9 protein-coding genes are annotated in these 16725 nt (G+C 52.2%); 6 read left to right on the top strand and 3 right to left on the bottom strand.

Features of this window, described 5'->3' with window-relative positions; all coding sequences use genetic code 11:
• The first annotated feature begins 2 nt into the window (after positions 1 to 2).
• The 5 genes from DUE52_RS12765 (at position 3) to DUE52_RS32415 (ending at position 7471) form a co-directional block, all read left to right on the top strand.
• Positions 3 to 2222 (top strand): outer membrane protein assembly factor BamB family protein, encoded by a 2220-nt coding sequence (locus tag DUE52_RS12765; protein WP_114406402.1) that lies wholly within the window; start codon positions 3 to 5, stop codon positions 2220 to 2222.
• A 302-nt stretch (positions 2223 to 2524) separates the two neighbouring features.
• Positions 2525 to 3895 (top strand): enolase C-terminal domain-like protein, encoded by a 1371-nt coding sequence (locus tag DUE52_RS12770; RefSeq protein ID WP_225309490.1) that lies wholly within the window; start codon positions 2525 to 2527, stop codon positions 3893 to 3895.
• A 268-nt stretch (positions 3896 to 4163) separates the two neighbouring features.
• Entirely contained in the window at positions 4164 to 5396 is a 1233-nt protein-coding gene (locus DUE52_RS12775; protein WP_114406403.1) for a purple acid phosphatase family protein, read from the top strand.
• A 12-nt stretch (positions 5397 to 5408) separates the two neighbouring features.
• On the top strand, positions 5409 to 7313 hold the full coding sequence (locus DUE52_RS12780) for an SGNH/GDSL hydrolase family protein (RefSeq protein ID WP_179954870.1): 1905 nt from the start codon (positions 5409 to 5411) through the stop codon (positions 7311 to 7313).
• Positions 7314 to 7321: 8 nt separating this feature from the next.
• The gene (locus DUE52_RS32415) at positions 7322 to 7471 is read left to right on the top strand and encodes a DUF5989 family protein (protein ID WP_165840929.1); all 150 of its coding nucleotides are present in this window, start codon (positions 7322 to 7324) and stop codon (positions 7469 to 7471) included.
• 40 nt (positions 7472 to 7511) lie between these two features.
• On the opposite strand, the gene DUE52_RS12785 is transcribed toward DUE52_RS32415, so the two are convergent.
• The 3 genes from DUE52_RS12785 to DUE52_RS12795 form a co-directional block, all read right to left on the bottom strand.
• On the bottom strand, positions 7512 to 9119 hold the full coding sequence (locus DUE52_RS12785) for a glucoamylase family protein (protein ID WP_114406404.1): 1608 nt from the start codon (positions 9117 to 9119) through the stop codon (positions 7512 to 7514).
• Between the two features lie 104 nt (positions 9120 to 9223).
• Entirely contained in the window at positions 9224 to 10702 is a 1479-nt protein-coding gene (locus DUE52_RS12790; protein ID WP_114406405.1) for a RagB/SusD family nutrient uptake outer membrane protein, read from the bottom strand.
• Between the two features lie 19 nt (positions 10703 to 10721).
• A complete protein-coding gene (locus tag DUE52_RS12795; RefSeq protein ID WP_114406406.1) occupies positions 10722 to 13694 on the bottom strand; it encodes a SusC/RagA family TonB-linked outer membrane protein in 2973 nt (990 codons plus the stop codon).
• A gap of 282 nt (positions 13695 to 13976) precedes the next feature.
• On the opposite strand from DUE52_RS12795, the gene DUE52_RS12800 reads away from it, so the two are divergent.
• Complete coding sequence (locus DUE52_RS12800) at positions 13977 to 16685, top strand: triple tyrosine motif-containing protein (protein ID WP_165840930.1); 2709 nt, start codon at positions 13977 to 13979, stop codon at positions 16683 to 16685.
• The last annotated feature ends 40 nt before the right edge of the window (positions 16686 to 16725 follow it).

Genomic DNA, 16725 nt, shown 5'->3' on the forward strand with positions numbered 1-16725 from the left:
TCATGAAGTATGCGCTACAGTTTTTAGGGCTGGGGTTGCTGATTTTGAGTAGTACAGCCCTGGTTCCCAATTGGGACGAAGGCGGCACCAACCCGCCCCGTAATCAGGACTGGCCAACCTATGGCGGCAACAAAGCCGGAAACCGCTATTCAACCCTGAACCAGATCAATCTCCAAAACGTAAAAAACCTGAAAGTAGCGTGGACTTTTGACGCGGCTGGTGCCGATGGAAAAGCCGGAAGACCGCTCGAAATTCAATGCCAGCCCATTGTCATTAACGGGATTCTCTACGGCCTGACGCCCATGCTCAAGGTCTTTGCGGTCGATGCCGCAACGGGCAAACAACGCTGGCTTTTCGATCCGTTTAAAAACAAATCACCCCGCTTTAACCAGAGCCGGGGTGTGATGTACTGGGAAAGCCGCGACGGCGGACCGGGCACCGACAGACGCATTCTGTATTCCGCCGGGTCAACGCTTTACGCACTCAATGCCCTGACGGGCGAACCGGTTGTCGATTTTGGTACCAACGGCGAAGTCGATTTGCGGGAAGGCCTGCAAGACGAATCGAAACGGGATCTGAGCAAACTGTCGGTGACCTCCACGACGCCGGGCGTTATTTACAAGGATATTCTGGTACTGGGTTCGGCGGTTTCGGAACAGGGTGATGCCGCACCGGGCCACGTTCGGGGCTTCGACATCCGGACCGGAAAAGTGCGGTGGGTTTTTCACACCATTCCGCAACCGGGCGAAAAAGGATACGAAACCTGGCCCAAAGACGCCTACAAACGCATCGGCGGGGCTAATAACTGGGCTGGCATGGTGCTCGACGAAAAGCGCGGGACGGTTTATTTCGGAACGGGTTCGCCTTCCGTCGATTTCTACGGCGGTATTCGCGCCGGGCAAAATCTGTATTCCGACTGCATTCTGGCGCTGAATGCCGAAACCGGCAACATGCAGTGGTTTTACCAGACGATTCACCACGACCTGTGGGATCGCGATCTGCCCTGTCCGCCCAACCTGATGACGGTGAAGCACAACGGAAAAACCGTCGATGCCGTTGCCCAAACCACCAAAGACGGTTTGGTGTATGTGTTGAACCGCGATACCGGCGAGTCGCTTTTCCCGGTAGAAGAACGGAAGGTCCCGACCTCACCCGCGCTGCCCGGCGAGGTTCCGTGGCCAACGCAGAAATTTCCGACGAAACCCGCCCCCTTCGCCCGCCAGGTTTTCACCGAAGCCGACATCACCACACGCACGCCCGAAGCACACGCCTTCGTCAAAGAGAAGTTTCTGAAAACCCGTTCCGGTGATAAATTCATGCCGCCCAGTCTGGAAGGAACGCTGTTTTTTGGCATTGGGGGTGGCGCCGAATGGGGTGGAAACGCCAGCGATCCACAGGGTATTCTGTACCAGAATTCGAACGAAATGGTCTGGGATTTACGAATGTCGGATCTGGCGGCCCGAAATGCCGAAATTGCCTCAAAAGGGAAAACGCTGTATCAGGCCAATTGCATGGCTTGCCACGGTCCCGACCGGAAAGGCAGCGGACAGGAATACCCGAGTCTGGTCGATCTGGGCAAGCGGCTTTCGGGTCAGGAAATCAACGCGGTTTTGCGATCGGGACGGGGTCGGATGCCGTCGTTCCAGCACATTTCCGACCAGGACCGGTTTACGCTCGTCCGGTATTTGCTCAATGCCGACACCAAAACCGCCGAACCCAAACCGGCCGAAAGCCAGGATCAGCACAACGCACCGGTTTTGACCGGAACGGATGAAAAAGTAGATTTCCCCTACATCCCGCCTTACATCAACAATGGCTATACCCGTTTTTTTGATCCAGACGGTTATCCGGCTGTCAAACCGCCCTGGGGAACGCTGAACGCCATCGATTTGAACACCGGTGAATACCTCTGGCGGGTTCCGCTGGGCGAATTCCCGGAGTTATCGAAAAAAGGCGTTCCGATTACGGGTACCGAAAATTACGGCGGCCCCATCGTGACGGCGGGAGGACTGGTTTTTATTGCCGGCACCAAAGACGAGCGAATCCGGGCTTTTGATAAAAAAACCGGCAAAGTTGTCTGGGAATACCAGCTTCCGGCGGGCGGTTTTGCCACACCGATCACGTACCAGGTCGGCGGCAAACAATACGTGGTCATTGCCGCCGGCGGTGTCAAAAACGGTCATAAACCGGGTGGTTCATACATGGCCTTTGCCTTGCCGTAAACCTTTGCCGCCCCTAAATCCCCTAAAGGGCAGGGCTGTTAAGTTCTGGAAATCATGAGCGTTAAAGTTGGCAATTTCGAGCCGCTTTTCGCCCCCAACCCCCTAAAGGGGGCTAAAAGATCCGGATTTCGAAGCCCCCTTTAGGGGGTTGGGGGCGAAAAGCGGAAGAACTTAACAGCCCTACCCTAAAGGGGACTTTTAAAATCCGGTTAAGCTGTGTCCAAGTCCCCTTTAGGGGGGTTAGGGTCGGCAAGCGAAAGTTATACTCATTCACATTTGCATCTAAACCCTTATCTGTAACCATGGAAAAAAACGAAAACTTCGCCGAAATGAACAGCCGTCGCGAGACGCTAAAAAAAATAGGTTTTGGCTCCTCAGCCGGTTTGCTGGGCTTGTTTGGGGGGATGTCGACCGCCGAAGCCCGCGAACGGCAAGGCACACCCTCCTACGCCAAAGCGATGGCACCGGTCAAAATTAAATCGGTGAAAGCCATCGCCACAGCCCCGCAAGGCTCCAACCTCATCGTCGTCAAAGTCGAGACGACCGAACCGGGTTTATACGGTTTGGGCTGCGCGACGTTCACCCAACGGGCCGCCGTGGTAATCGTCGCCATCAATACCTACCTGAATGAATTTTGTGTGGGAAAAGATGTGGATAACATCGAAGACATGTGGCAGGCGGCTTACGTCAGCTCTTACTGGCGCAACGGCCCGGTTCTCAACAACGCCCTTTCGGGACTCGATCAGGCATTGTGGGACATCAAAGGCAAACGCGCCAACATGCCGGTGTATCAGTTGCTGGGCGGAAAAGCCCGGTTTGCCATTCCGTGTTACACCCACGCGGGCGGAAACACGCCCGAAGCCGCAGCCGATAGCGTGAAGAAATTCATGGAGCAGGGCTTCCAATACATCCGGATTCAGCAGGGTGGCTATGGGGCTGTGGGTGCCAATTCAGCAACGCCCGACTTCAAAGCCGCCGGTTTTGGGGGTGCTACCGACAATTACATGAACGAGCGGATGTACCTAAAATCCGTTCCAAAAATGTTCGAGGTCGTTCGGAAACAGTGCGGTGACGAGATCGAATTATTGCACGACATTCACGAGCGGGTACAACCCATCGACGCCATCAACATGATCAAGCAGGTGGAAGAATACCGCCCGTTCTTCATCGAAGATCCGTTTTCGCCCGAAAACATGAAGTGGTTTGCACAACTGCGACAGGCCACATCGGTGCCGATTGCGATGGGTGAGCTGTTCAACAACATCAACGAATTCAAAGAGCCGATGGTGAACCAGTGGTTCGATTTCATCCGGATTCACGTTTCGCAGATCGGCGGTATTACGCCTGCCATGAAAGTGGCGCGGCTAGGCGAGTGGTTCAACATCCGCACCGCCTGGCACGGTCCGGGCGACGTGTCGCCGGTGGGTCACGCGGCTCATGCGCACATCGACCTGGCGGTCTGGAACTTCGGAATTCAGGAAGCCGTACAGTTTTCGGACAAAATGAAGGAAGTGTTCAGCGGTTGTCCTACGATGAACAAAGGCTACATGTCGGTCAACGAAGTGCCGGGTCTGGGCGTCGACATCAACGAGAAGGAAGCGGCTAAATACCCCATCGGCACGAAATCGAACTGGCAGGTTCGGAAAATCGACGGAACCATCATCCGGCCGTAAAAAGAGTAAGTTGGCAGGAAAAATTTCTTTTTGAAAAGACAACTATTTTGACCGCATTCCGTAAGCTACTCCGGAGGGGTTTACTGTTAATAGTCAAAAATCCTGAATAGTATTTGATCTCCGGAGGAGCGTTCTAAATCCCAAAACAGGCATTAGGACGCCCCTACCGGGGCTCAAAACGATTAACTAACTTGGTTGGACTATTAACAGTAAACCCCTCCGGGGTAGCTCACGGAATGCTGTCAAACTAGTGTCTCTTCCCTTTATTATGAACAATTCCAAGCACTTCTCCAACCGCCGGACTTTCCTGAAATCGGCGGCCGGTATAGGCGCACTCGGTACGGTTTTGCCCGAAGCGGTTCTGGCGAACAACCCACAACTGGTGTCGCCCGATCCGGCCAAAGGGCACGTTTTTCTGAGTGAGCCGTATCTGCAATACGCGGGGCCGGGTTCGATGACGGTGCGGTGGATTGCCAATTTGCCTTCGTACAGTTGGGTTGAATACGGCGAAACCGACTCGTTGGGCCAAAAAGCGCACAGCGTGACGGAAGGATTGGTCGATGCCTATAACCGGATCAACGGCATTACACTCCGTGACTTAAAACCGGGAACGACGTACCAATACCGGGTGTATTCCAAAGAAATTACGGATTTCAAATCGTATAAACTCACATACGGCAAGACGATTGAAAGCGGCCTGTTGCGTTTTAAAACGCCTGACGAACAATCCGATGCGGTCAGTTGCCTGGTGCTGAACGACGTCCACGACCGGCCCGAAACCATCACGCACCTGCTGAGTCTGAAGGGCAATGATCCGTTCGATTTTGTGTTCCTGAACGGCGATCTGTTCGATTACCAGACCGACGAGCAACAGCTTATCGACCACCTGCTGACGCCCTGTTCGGCCGGTTTTGCCAAAGAAATTCCGTTTCTGTTTGTGCGGGGCAACCACGAAACGAGGGGCAAATACCGCAGTGAATTACCGCAGTATTTTTCCAATCCGAGCGGCAAGTCCTACTACAGTTATACCTGGGGACCGGTTCATTTTAACGTGATCGACACCGGCGAAGACAAACCGGATAGCGAACCGGTTTACGCGGGCATCGTCGATTTTGACGCCTACCGGGAGGAACAGGGGCGTTGGGTCGAGCAGGTGATGCAGAGTCCGGCGTTCAAAAAAGCCAAATTTCGGGTGGTTTTCATGCACATCCCGACGTTTCACCACAACAACTGGCACGGCCCGATGCACTGCCAGAAAGTGTTCACGCCCTTATTCAACAAGCACAAGATCGATCTTTGCATCAGCGGTCATACCCACAAATACGGGGTTCACGAGCCGGTGGCCAACCAACACAACTATCCAATCATCATCGGCGGTGGCTCGAAAGATGGCACCCGAACAATCATGAAACTGAAAGCTGACCGGAAAACCCTGCGTCTGAGCATGTTGCTGGATGATGGCAAAGAAGTTGGAACCTATCAGGTAACGGCCAAGCGATAACCGATTTGATTCATGAAAAAACGGTTGTGGCTGTTTAAAGGACTTGCGGTGCTGCTGCCTATGCTGTTGCTGGCAGTGGTCGAAGGCTTCCTCCGGTTGTTCGGGTATGGCCAGGATTATCGCTTGTTCGTAGAAGACCCGCAACACAACGGTTTTTTGATCATGAATCAACACGCGTCGGAGCGGTATTTTACCGAAACCGCCAACGCGACCGTTGGGAATTTCGAACCTTTCCGGAAACGAAAAGCGGATGGCACGTTCCGGATTTTTGTCCTGGGCGAATCGACCACCATTGGCTATCCCTATTTTCACAACGGCTCGTTCCACCGCTGGCTGCACTACCGGCTGATGCACACTTTCCCGAACCGTAATTTCGAAATCATCAACCTTGCGCTGACGGCCGTCAATTCCTATACGGTTTTCGGATTTGGTAAACAATTAATTGATTATGAACCGGATGCAGTTTTGATTTATACTGGCCACAATGAATATTACGGTGCCATGGGCGTCGGCTCAACCAGTTCGCTGGGCGGTCATCCTGCTCTCGTGCGTCTGGTGTTGAAACTCCGGGAATTCCGGCTGATGCAACTCCTGAACCGAATGCTCGGCGGTATTCGAAAAACCGTTTCGGGCGAAAACGTGGATTTGCGCGAAAACCTGATGAAACGCATGGCCGCCGACCAGCAAATTCCGTACGGATCGGAAGCGTATCACCAGGGTATTGAACAATTTAAAACCAACCTGAACGAGCTCTGTCAGCTCTTCTCAGAACATCATATTCCGGTATTGATCAGCAATCTGGTCAGTAATGAAAAGGATCTAAAACCGTTCATCAGCGCGCCGGGAAATACCGCCCAATCGGCACAGGAGCAATTTAAACAGGCACAACAAGCCTACGCAAAAGGCGACTTTAAGGCCGCAAAACACCGTTTTGTTAAGGCGAAAGAACTGGATTTGCTGCGGTTTCGGGGGCCGGAAGCTATCAATCAGGTTATTCAGGAGCTGACGGCTCAATACCCAAACGTGACGGAAGTGGACACCCGGGCGGTTTTTGAACGATATTCGCCGAACGGCATTCTGGGACACGAGACCTTGCTGGAGCACGTTCACCCCAATTTGTACGGCTATGCGTTGCTGTCCGATGCGTTTTACGAAGCCCTGAAAAAAAGGCGGCTCATTGCGACCGATTGGAAAAACGAAATGTCGTTGGCCCAACTCCGCCAACAAATGCCGATTACGTCCGTCGATTCACTGAAAGGCGTTTTTGAAATGCTGATTCTGAAAGAAGGCTGGCCTTTTAATGAACCGATGCCGCCCGACGAAAAGCGCGCCAAAACCGTGGAGGAACAACTGGCGGGAGCCCTGGTGGTGAAGCAACTTTCCTGGCGCAACGCGATGGATCAACTGCTGGCGCATTATCAGAAAGGGAATAACCCACAGGGAGCTTTGCAGGTCACTGAAGCCTTGTCGCTGGAACATCCGTATGATCCCGGTTTTTATGCGCAGGCCGGGAAATTATCCCTGAGTCTGAACCAGCCTGAACAGGCGGTTTGGCATCTGAAAAAGGCGTTTGACCTGGAACCAACCTTTCCCACGGCGCAGAGCCTGTTCATTACCCTGCTGAAACTGGATCGGCCCGACGAAGCCCTCATTTACCTCCGCTACGCAGCCGCCCACAACGAAACCCAATTCAGCCTGAACGAATTGCAAACGTTTGTTGAACAACTGGTGGCCGTCAAAAACCGGTATTTAACCGACACGACGAACGTGGCACTGAGCAATCAGCTAGCCGCCGGTTATCTAAAGTTTGCCAATGCCGACGGAGCCGCCAAATACGTAGAAAAATCCCTGCTCACCGATCCCCGGAATGCTGTAGCCCTGCAATTAAAAGCCCAACTTCAGGCGATCAAAAACTAACCCGACCCATGGAATTTCTACATGAATTCTGGCTTTTCATGCGCACCCGCAAGCGGTACTGGCTCTATCCGCTGCTGATTCTGTTGCTGCTCCTGAGTGCTTTGACGGTTTTAACGACGGGCTCGGCCCTGGCTCCTTTTATTTATTCGCTTTTCTAACCCTGTCAGCGGTTTCTTCAATCCTGACAGGGTTACCGTCCTATTGATTATCAACACTTTGATGAAGTGAAATCTTAACACGCTGCTTGTCCGCGCCCTGCACCAACTCAAATTCATACTTCCCATCCGGAAACTGGAAGGCTAATTGCTGCATTCCTTCCGGATAGGTTTTAGTATCGATCAGTTTCCGCACCTCCCGACCAGCTTCGTCAAGAATCGCCAGGGTGATGGCTCCGGTACCTTTCACCGCAAAATCGAGCACATAAGCGCCCCGGTCGGGATGTTTCCAGAGATCAATGAAACCGGTGCGAAAATCGGGGGCGTAGGCATAGAACCCCGTCGGATAAACCGGCTTTTTGATTCCCATTTTTGTCAATCCCGCCCAGAGTTCCGGCGTTTTCTCACCCAGTTTCCAGAGCAACCCCGAGCGGTAATTTTCCATCATGACCACAATTGGCCCCTGATCAATCGCCAGATACTGGTTGGAATACCAGTTCAAGCCTTTGTTGTAGGCGTCGTAAAAACCGTATGGGCCGAAAAACCGGTTTCCTTCCCGCAGATACAGATTCCGCAACACCTGCATTGAATAATACGGCGTGTAGGGAAACGACGACAAAGCCGCCGTCGGGCTAATCGTTCCGTTGTCGTTCGTTGGCGAATGAGCATCGTAGAAATTGTAGTCGTCGCTGGCGGTCAGTCCCCAGTTGCCCGGCCCGTAGCCAAACATCGCCTGACGTGGTTGCAAGCAGTGCGCCCGGTTGACGAGCGTGTGATTGCGGTTCTGTTCCCAGTAATTCGTCTGCTCATCCTGCATCAGGCGCGGGTCGAGGCTCAGGAAAGAATAATGGGTGAAGAACAGCGGCCCACCCATCGGAAAACCGAGCGGCAGTTTATAGCCAAAATAGGTTTGCCCGTTGGTATAATGGTCACTATGCTTGTAGGTGTTCTGGTAGACTTCCGGTTTAATGGCGTGGGTCGGCGAACCGAGTGCCAGCACATACGTAATCAGGGTTTCATCATGGCCGCGAAGGGGATGATTCATTTTCCATTCGTGGTTGGGCGACCAATGCCAGAGCAGTTTCCCGTCGCGAACATACCAGTCCCACTCGACCTCGCGCCAGAGTTTATCGATCCGTTGCCGGAGGTCTTTTTCAGCAGCGGCATTCCCATCGAAATACGCCCGTGCGCTCAACAAACCGTTCACCAGAAAAGCCGTTTCGACCAAGTCTCCGCCGTTGTCATGCTCCGAAAAGGGAATCACTTTTCCCGAATTGCCATCGAGCCAGTGCGGCCAGGCGCCGTGAAACCGGTCGGCTTTTTCCAGAAAACCGGTCATCTTTTGCAATTGCTGCACGGCTTCGGCACGGGTTACCCAACGGCGGTCGGCGGCTACGATGATGGCCATGATCCCAAAACCGGTTCCGCCGGTCGTGACGATGTTGGGCGTAGCCGTTCGTTCGGGAGCCAGGCCGGAAACCGGGTGCGCAAAATCCCAGAAATACCGGAACGTGGCTTTTTGAGCGGTTTCGAGGTACTCGCTGTATTCGTTGGCAACGGGAGGAATGGCTTCGTTCGCAGACTGCGCCGAGCAGGTGGTCAGCCAGCCCAGAATAGGGGAAAAGAAAAGGAGTAATTTTAATAGTCTCATGCCTACAGAATTGGATGGGAACGCGGGTTGAACGGATCAAAATGGATTTACACAGATAAAAATCCGTTTTGACCCGTTCAATCCGCGTTCCCACCATCAACAAATTAATAACCGGGATTTTGCGTTAATACGCCCCCGCTGGCGTCGATTTGCGGCTGTGGAATGGGCATCAATTCGCTCTTGCCATCGACAAATTGCTTGTTGAGCGCCCGCAGAACCGCGCCAGCCCGGCCCTGCCGCACCAGATCCCAGAAGCGGTCGTGTTCCATGGCCAGTTCCACCCGGCGTTCCTTCCAGATCGCGGTTTTCAGTTGTTCCTTGCTGGCGAAAACGACATTGGGCAACAGGGCGGCATTGCTGCCCCGAGCCCGCGCCCGAACCGCATTCAGCGATGTTACGGCCTGGGGTGATTGTCCCAGTTCGTTGGCGGCTTCGGCGTTCATCAGCACAATGTCGGCATACCGCAACAGGCGAATGTTCTTGTTGGAATCCCCCATACCGTTGGGCGATTTGGTTTCGTTCTGCGCCACGTATGCCTTTTGATTGTAGTACGGATTCGTCGCATTCTGGATGATAACGACCCCATCGGGCATCGTTTCGCCCCGCTCGATAATCGTAGCCGCTTTTCGCGGATCACCGGTTTCGTAGGCTTTCACCAGATCTTCGGATGGCACATTGAAACCCCAGCCAAACTGCCCCCGGACGCTCTGCACCTCGGCATACTGCGACCCTCCACCGCCCTGGGGTAAGGCCGCATTTTGTACTTCGAACAGCGACTCGGACGTGTTCTCCCCGGCTTCGGTGAAGATCACTTCGTAAGGCGTTTTGAGGTCATACTGTCCCGATTGCATGATTTCATTCGTCAGCCGGAGTACTTCACTCCACTTTCCCTGATACATCGACACCTTCGCCAGCCAGCCTTTCGCGGCTCCTTTGGTGGCCCGACCCAGTTCAGTGGCTGCGTATTCCGATTTTTCCGGTAAAACCGTGATTGCGTCATTCAAATCCTTTTCAATCTGCTGGTAAATCTCCTGCCGGCTGGCACGCGGCACGGCTGGTGCATCGTCGTCCTGCAACTGCGTAATCAGCGGAACACCGCCAAAGGCCCGTGCCAGATTAAAGTAGAAGTAAGCCCGTAACATTTTGGCTTCCGCAATCAGCCGCGCCTTGAGCGTTTCATCCATTTCGATGGCCGGTACCCGCTCGATAACCTGATTGGCCTTGGCAATGCCCAGGTATTGTCCACTCCAGAAATCGTTCAAACCGCCGTTAGTCGACGTAACGGTAAACAGATCGAACTCGCTCAGGAAACTCGCGTCGCCCGGTTCGCTCCCTTTGTCGGCGTCATCCGAAGTCATGCTGGAAATAGCGATAAACGCAAAAACGTGGGTTGGCCACTGGCGAAGTTGCCAGTAAATGGCGTTGGTAGCCTGGACGGCACCTTCCTGACTGTTGAAAAAATCCTCGGTAATTAGCTCACCCTGCGGTTTTTTGTCCAGAAATTCTTCACTACACGCCTGTCCCGTCAGCATGAGGGAACCCGCCAGCGCAATTCTCAAAAATTGTTTCGATATGGAAATCATGATGGTTGCCCGTTAAAGATTAAAATCCAATTTGTAAACCAACCGTCGTGGTGCGGTAGACCGGCACAACGTCCAGATCGACCCCACGGCTCAGGGTGCTGGCATCGTTACCACCTACTTCCGGAGAGAAACCCGAGTAGTTGGTGAACGTAACCGGGTTCAGGGCATTGACATATGCCCGGATGGAGCGCACACCCAGCGTGCGCAGCAAGGTCGAGGGCAGGGTGTAGCCAATCTGAATGTTCCGAATCCGAACGAAGGAGCCGCTTTCAATGAAGTAATTCGACACATCGTAGTTAGGTCCGCCGTTGGTCAGACGCGGCTGGGTCGTCGATGGATTTTGGGCCGTCCAGCGTTCCAGGGCAATCCGTTCATAGTTTTCGTTGCCGAAACGCACCGCCCGCCGACCATTGTAAATTTTATTGCCGTGCGTACCCTGCAAATCAACCCCCAGATCAATGCCTTTGAAGGCAAAGTTGGTATTGAAGCCCCAGAACATTTTCGGAATCGGTGTTCCCAGATAAACGCGGTCATCGCCATTGATTACGCCATCCCCGTTAATGTCCTCATACCGCAGGTCACCCGGCTTGGCATTGGGTTGAGCACTGCCCCGTACTTCGTCCGCTGTCTGGAAAACGCCTACCATGTTATAGCCGAAGAAAGCACCGATGGGTCGGCCGACATCCGTCAGCGTAGCCGTCCGGCCGTTGCCCAGGCTACCGCCAATGATCGGAATCCCGCCATTGCCCAGGTTGGTTACTTCGTTCTGCACCGTTGTGAGGTTGGCATTTAGGCTGTATTTCAAGTCTCCGGCGGTATCGTTCCAACCCGTCGTGAATTCAAAACCCCGGTTGTAGGCACTGGCGGCATTGGACTGTACCTGACGGCCATTCCCGATGTTGACATTCAGGATCATGTCGGAGGTGTTGCGGTTGTAGTAATCGATTTCTGCCGTCAGACGGTTATTGAGGAAGCCCATTTCCAGGCCAATATCCGTCTGGGTAACGGTTTCCCAGAGCAGGTTCGATGTGTTGGTACTTTGGAGCGTGGCTCCCTGTTGCAGCGTTTGCCCGGATCCAAAGATGGCGTTCAGACCACTGCTGATCCGGGAATAATACAGATAGTTGGGAATGTTGGTGTTTCCCAGCTTTCCGTAGCTGACCCGCAATTTCAGGTTGCTGAACAACTGCTGGTCCATCATGAAGGGTTCGTCGATGATACGCCAGCCCAGGCCAACGGCCGGAAAAGTGGCCCACCGGCTTTCGGTCGGAAAGCGCGACGAACCATCCCGCCGGAGACTTACCGTCAGTAAATACCGGTCCAGCAAACTGTAGTTGACCCGAAACAGGTACGATGCGTAGGTAAATTCATAGCTGCGGTTGTCGGGATTGTCGGTCGTTTGGGCGCCGACGGTGCTACCCAGCGACAGGAATTTTACGTTGTTGTTATACCCCGGTACGTTGAAGCGGATACCTTGTAGTACGTCGGCGCGGCTATTCTGCGCCGTCGCGCCCACCAGCACGTTTACATTGTGAATCTTGTTGAATGTCCGATTGAATGTCAGCGTGTTTTCCCACAACCAGGTCGTATTGAGTCCATACTCACGCGTCAATTTGCTCTGGTCATTCCGCTGGCTGGCCGACACTAGATATTGGGGCAGGTAAACGCTGCTGTTGTTCAGCCCCAGATCCACCCCGAAGCTGGAGCGCACGGTAAACGATTTCAGGAAGTCGAGTTCGCCATAAATATTCCCAACCAACTGGCCGCTTTTAGCAATGTCGTCGGTTTGATACGCCAAAACCGCTGCCGGATTCGCTACGGTGCTCACGCTCGAAAACCCGTAGGTTCCATCGGCATTGACCGGCATGATGGTCGGGTCGGCGTTGTAAGCCGTTTGAACAATACCCCCCGGGATGTTATTGGACTGAGACCGTGAGAACGCCAGGTTGTTCCCAAGCCGGAAATTTCCCGTCAATTTGTAAGTGTTATTTAACCGGAAAGTCAGGCGGTTATACGCCGACTTGTCAACAATTCCTTTTTCGTCGTAATAACTGCCACTGACGTTGAAGGTAACCCGCTCGTTGCCGCCCGAAGCCGTAATCTGGTGACTCTGGACACTCCCGTTGCGGAAAATATAATCGAACCAGTCCGTTCCGGCACCAAACGAGTTCGGATTCGGAAACTTAATGGCTCCGCCTTCACTGACGGCCACTTCGTTCACCAGCGTGGCAAACTCGCTGGCATTGGTCATATCAAGCTTTTTACTAAGCTGGGTAACCCCACCGAAGCCTTCGTAATTGAACACAGTACGACCGGATTTACCGCTTTTCGTCGTTACCAACACCACGCCATTCGCTCCCCGAACCCCGTAGATGGCCAGCGAGGAGGCATCTTTCAGCACATCGATGGTTTGAATGTCGGAGGGGTTCAAAAACCGGATGTCATCGACAAACATACCATCGACCACATACAGCGGGTTGCTGTTTCCCACCGTGCCAACCCCCCGAATCCGGACGTTTGGTGCCGCGCCTGGCAAGCCCTGGTTGGTGGTAATCAAAACGCCAGCCGCTTTGCCCTGCAAGGCCTGCGTCGCATTCGCAACCGGACGGCTGGCAATGTCCTGGGCTTTCACGGTAGAAATAGACCCGGTCACATCCGCCTTTCGCTGCACGCCGTATCCGACTGCCACCACTTCTGTCAACGTAGTCACATCTTCTTCCAACTGTGCGTCCACTGTCGAACCGTTCACTGGGCGTTCTGTTGGCTTCATACCAATAAAACTGAAAACCAGGACATCTCCCTGATTAGCCTCAATGCTGTACTGACCATTGGCGTCGGTGTTTGCACCTCTTGTTGTATTCTTAACCTGCACACTGACACCCGGTAATACTGAACCGTCGATCGCTGTCACTTTCCCATTGACTCGTTGCTGCGCCCAGGCCGTGGCGGTAAACAGCAGGAGTATAATTAAACCGAGTAAACCCCTCTCCATAATTTTTCTGATAAATTGTTTGCTTATTCTTAGCTCAAAGGTAAACGAACTGTGACCAGATTATGTTAGAAAAGAGTACATCACTACTACATCATTTTAACTATATATATAGTTAAAAACTCAAAACAACCCTATTATGATGCAGTAAAATACTGATAATGAATAGATTACATTTTGGATAACTTTTTACGTTACTCTTGCGTACCCATCATGATTAGGCGTTTTCAACGAATAAAGAGGTTTATCTACTTTCCAATATGGTTACTTCTAGTATCCGATTTGATGGCGGCTCCTACTTCCCGGAATTTGTTTCTTGCCCCTTACATCCGAAATTTCACAAAACAGGATTATCAGGCCTACAATCAGAACTGGTCGCTTTGTCAGGATAAGGTTACCGGTTTCTTGTATGCCGCTAACTCCAAGGGCTTGCTGGAATACGACGGAACGCGCTGGCAAACCTATCGATTGCCCAAACGGCAGATTGTTCGGTCGATTGCTATCGATTCAAAAGGTCGAATTTATACGGGCGGTTTGGGTGAAATTGGCTATTGGCAGGCTAGTGATACCGGCGTGCTTCAGTATCGTTCACTCACCGGGCTGATCCGCAATAAGCTTTTTCCCAAAGAGGAAATCTGGAATATTGTTACCGGATCCGACTTTGTATTTTTCCAGTCTTTTTCGACCGGTTTTTTGTATCGTAATGGGCGGGTTTCTGAAGTTCCTTTACCGGGCAATGTCCTTTTTTTGTACGAAGTTCACGATCGCTATTATCTTCAATCCATCGGAAAAGGAATATATGAATTGGTGAATGGGAAATTTGTTTCCCTTCCCAATACGGATCAGTTAGGTTCCACGGCGGTTCATGCGATCCTCCCGTACGGGAACAAAGGGCTGCTGATCGGCACCCGCGATCACGGTTTGTTTCTTTACGAGAATAGACGACTTTCCCGGTTGAATCACCCTGCCAGCCAGTTTTTGCAGCGGTACCAATGCAATAAAGGACTGGCGTTGTCGGATGGCCGGTATGCTTTCGGTACAATTCTCAATGGGATAATTGTTACCGATACCACCGGCACTATTTTGTATTCCGTCAATCAGCGGGAGGGCTTACAGAATAATACTGTTCTTTCGTTGACCCTCGACCTCAAAGGAAACGTCTGGGCCGGGCTCGATGACGGCATCGATGCCCTTGCATTCAGTTATCCACTGAAATATTTCACGGATCCAAACGGTCAGTTGGGAACGCCTTACGATGCGGTTCTTTACAATAAAAAGTTATACTTAGGCACCAATCATGGCGTTTACTGGTGCGATTTCCCCACGCTCGGTTTACCGGTTTATCATCTGGTGGATGGCTCGCAGGGGCAGGTCTGGGATTTGACCGTACTTGATGGTCAGTTGCTCTGTGGCCACAACGCCGGCACGTTTCGAATAACGCCTGCCGATGGGTGGGAGTCCCTTTTCACGCAAACCGGTGGCTGGAGTTTACGAGCCTTGTCTTCACGACCCGGTTTTGCTCTACAGGGAACGTACACCGGCTTGTGTGTTTATCGCCGTGACCAGGACGGTAAATGGCAATTCAGCCACTTGATCGCAGGATTTAGCGAACCCATTCGGGAGGTTTGGGAAGATTCGGAGGGAAAAATCTGGCTGCGTCACGCCCACAATGGGGTGTATTCGATCCAGTTATCAGCGGATTTACGAAAAATAAGTCACCTCAACTGGGTGGCGTCCTATTCCAAAGAGGCCGGTTTGAAAGAGCAGTTTGGGGTTTCAGGAACGATTCGGCGAATTTTCGGTGGCTGGAAAGATGAACAGCTCTTCTTACGGCAGGATGGCAGTCTCCTGGTTGCCAAACCGGATGGCTTAAAAGCGGAATTTTCCATCAGCCATTTTGCCTGGATGGACGATTATGAGAACATTGTCCCACTGGATTCTAATTATTACCTGCTGTGTTTTGAGAAAGGTTATGCACTTTTGCCCCGGCAGGAGTTGTCAACGGTAAGCAATCAACAACTGACCAGTAAACCCTTGATCCGGCAGTTGGCCGTTCTGAATGGAAACGACAGCCGATATTTTACCTTTCGCAGTGTCTCATTGCCTTCATTTTCACCGGTTCTGAAAGCCAAAGAAAACCACCTGGTCTTTCAGTTTAGCCAACCCGAATCCATTCAGGAACCTTTGTTCAGCTATCGTCTGGCCGGATTGGACGAGGACTGGTCAGATTTCAGCCCAGTGGCCGAAAAAGAGTATGCCAGTCTGCGGCCAGGCATATACGAATTTCAGGTGCGTTCTACTTCGGATGGTTCCGTTACCTCGTTTCCGTTTGAGATTTTGCCGCCCTGGTACCAGCGCTTCTGGGCCTATGTTGCCTACTTTCTGATTGGATGCGGTTTGATTGGTGGAAGCTTTTACGTTCACCGGCGGCAGGTAGCGGCTCATCAGACCAAAGTTCGGCAGCAAATGGAGGAGAAACTGACTCGTGAGCAGGAAAAGCACCGGCAGCAACTGATGCAGGTTCAGAAAGAAAAACTGGAGCAGGACGTCATCGGTAAATCGGAGGAGTTAGCCAACACCACCATGAATCTGATTCACAAAAATGACCTGCTGCTCAAACTAAAAGGAGAAGTTGAGAAATTAAAAGATGAGGTTCAACAACGGCAAACCATCGATCAGGCAACGGGACATATCAATCAACTTGTCAAACTGATCGATTCCAATATTTCAAGCCGACACGACTGGAAGGTCTTTGAGAAGAACTTCAACAAAGTTCACGAACAGTTTTTCAAGCGGTTATTGAGCCAGTATGACGGTTTGACGCCCGACGACATGCGGCTGGCGGCTTATCTGCGGATGAATCTTTCAAGCAAAGAAGTAGCGAAATTGCTTAACATTACCGTCCGGAGTGTCGAACTGAAACGGTATCGATTGCGCAAACGATTGAATCTCCCACAGGAAGCGAACCTGAACGAGTTTATGATGGCATTTTAAACAAAAAAAGACCTCCTGTTCGGGAGGTCTTTTCAGTACT

Origin of the sequence: Larkinella punicea, assembly GCF_003334855.1 — a bacterium.
Lineage (GTDB): Bacteria > Bacteroidota > Bacteroidia > Cytophagales > Spirosomataceae > Larkinella > Larkinella punicea.

Coding starts and splice junctions, on each gene's coding strand:
- DUE52_RS12765 (WP_114406402.1), top strand. CDS start 3: ATGAAGTATGCGCTACAGTTTTTAGGGCTGGGGTTGCTGATTTTGAGT.
- DUE52_RS12770 (WP_225309490.1), top strand. CDS start 2,525: ATGGAAAAAAACGAAAACTTCGCCGAAATGAACAGCCGTCGCGAGACG.
- DUE52_RS12775 (WP_114406403.1), top strand. CDS start 4,164: ATGAACAATTCCAAGCACTTCTCCAACCGCCGGACTTTCCTGAAATCG.
- DUE52_RS12780 (WP_179954870.1), top strand. CDS start 5,409: ATGAAAAAACGGTTGTGGCTGTTTAAAGGACTTGCGGTGCTGCTGCCT.
- DUE52_RS32415 (WP_165840929.1), top strand. CDS start 7,322: ATGGAATTTCTACATGAATTCTGGCTTTTCATGCGCACCCGCAAGCGG.
- DUE52_RS12785 (WP_114406404.1), bottom strand. CDS start 9,119: ATGAGACTATTAAAATTACTCCTTTTCTTTTCCCCTATTCTGGGCTGG.
- DUE52_RS12790 (WP_114406405.1), bottom strand. CDS start 10,702: ATGATTTCCATATCGAAACAATTTTTGAGAATTGCGCTGGCGGGTTCC.
- DUE52_RS12795 (WP_114406406.1), bottom strand. CDS start 13,694: ATGGAGAGGGGTTTACTCGGTTTAATTATACTCCTGCTGTTTACCGCC.
- DUE52_RS12800 (WP_165840930.1), top strand. CDS start 13,977: ATGGCGGCTCCTACTTCCCGGAATTTGTTTCTTGCCCCTTACATCCGA.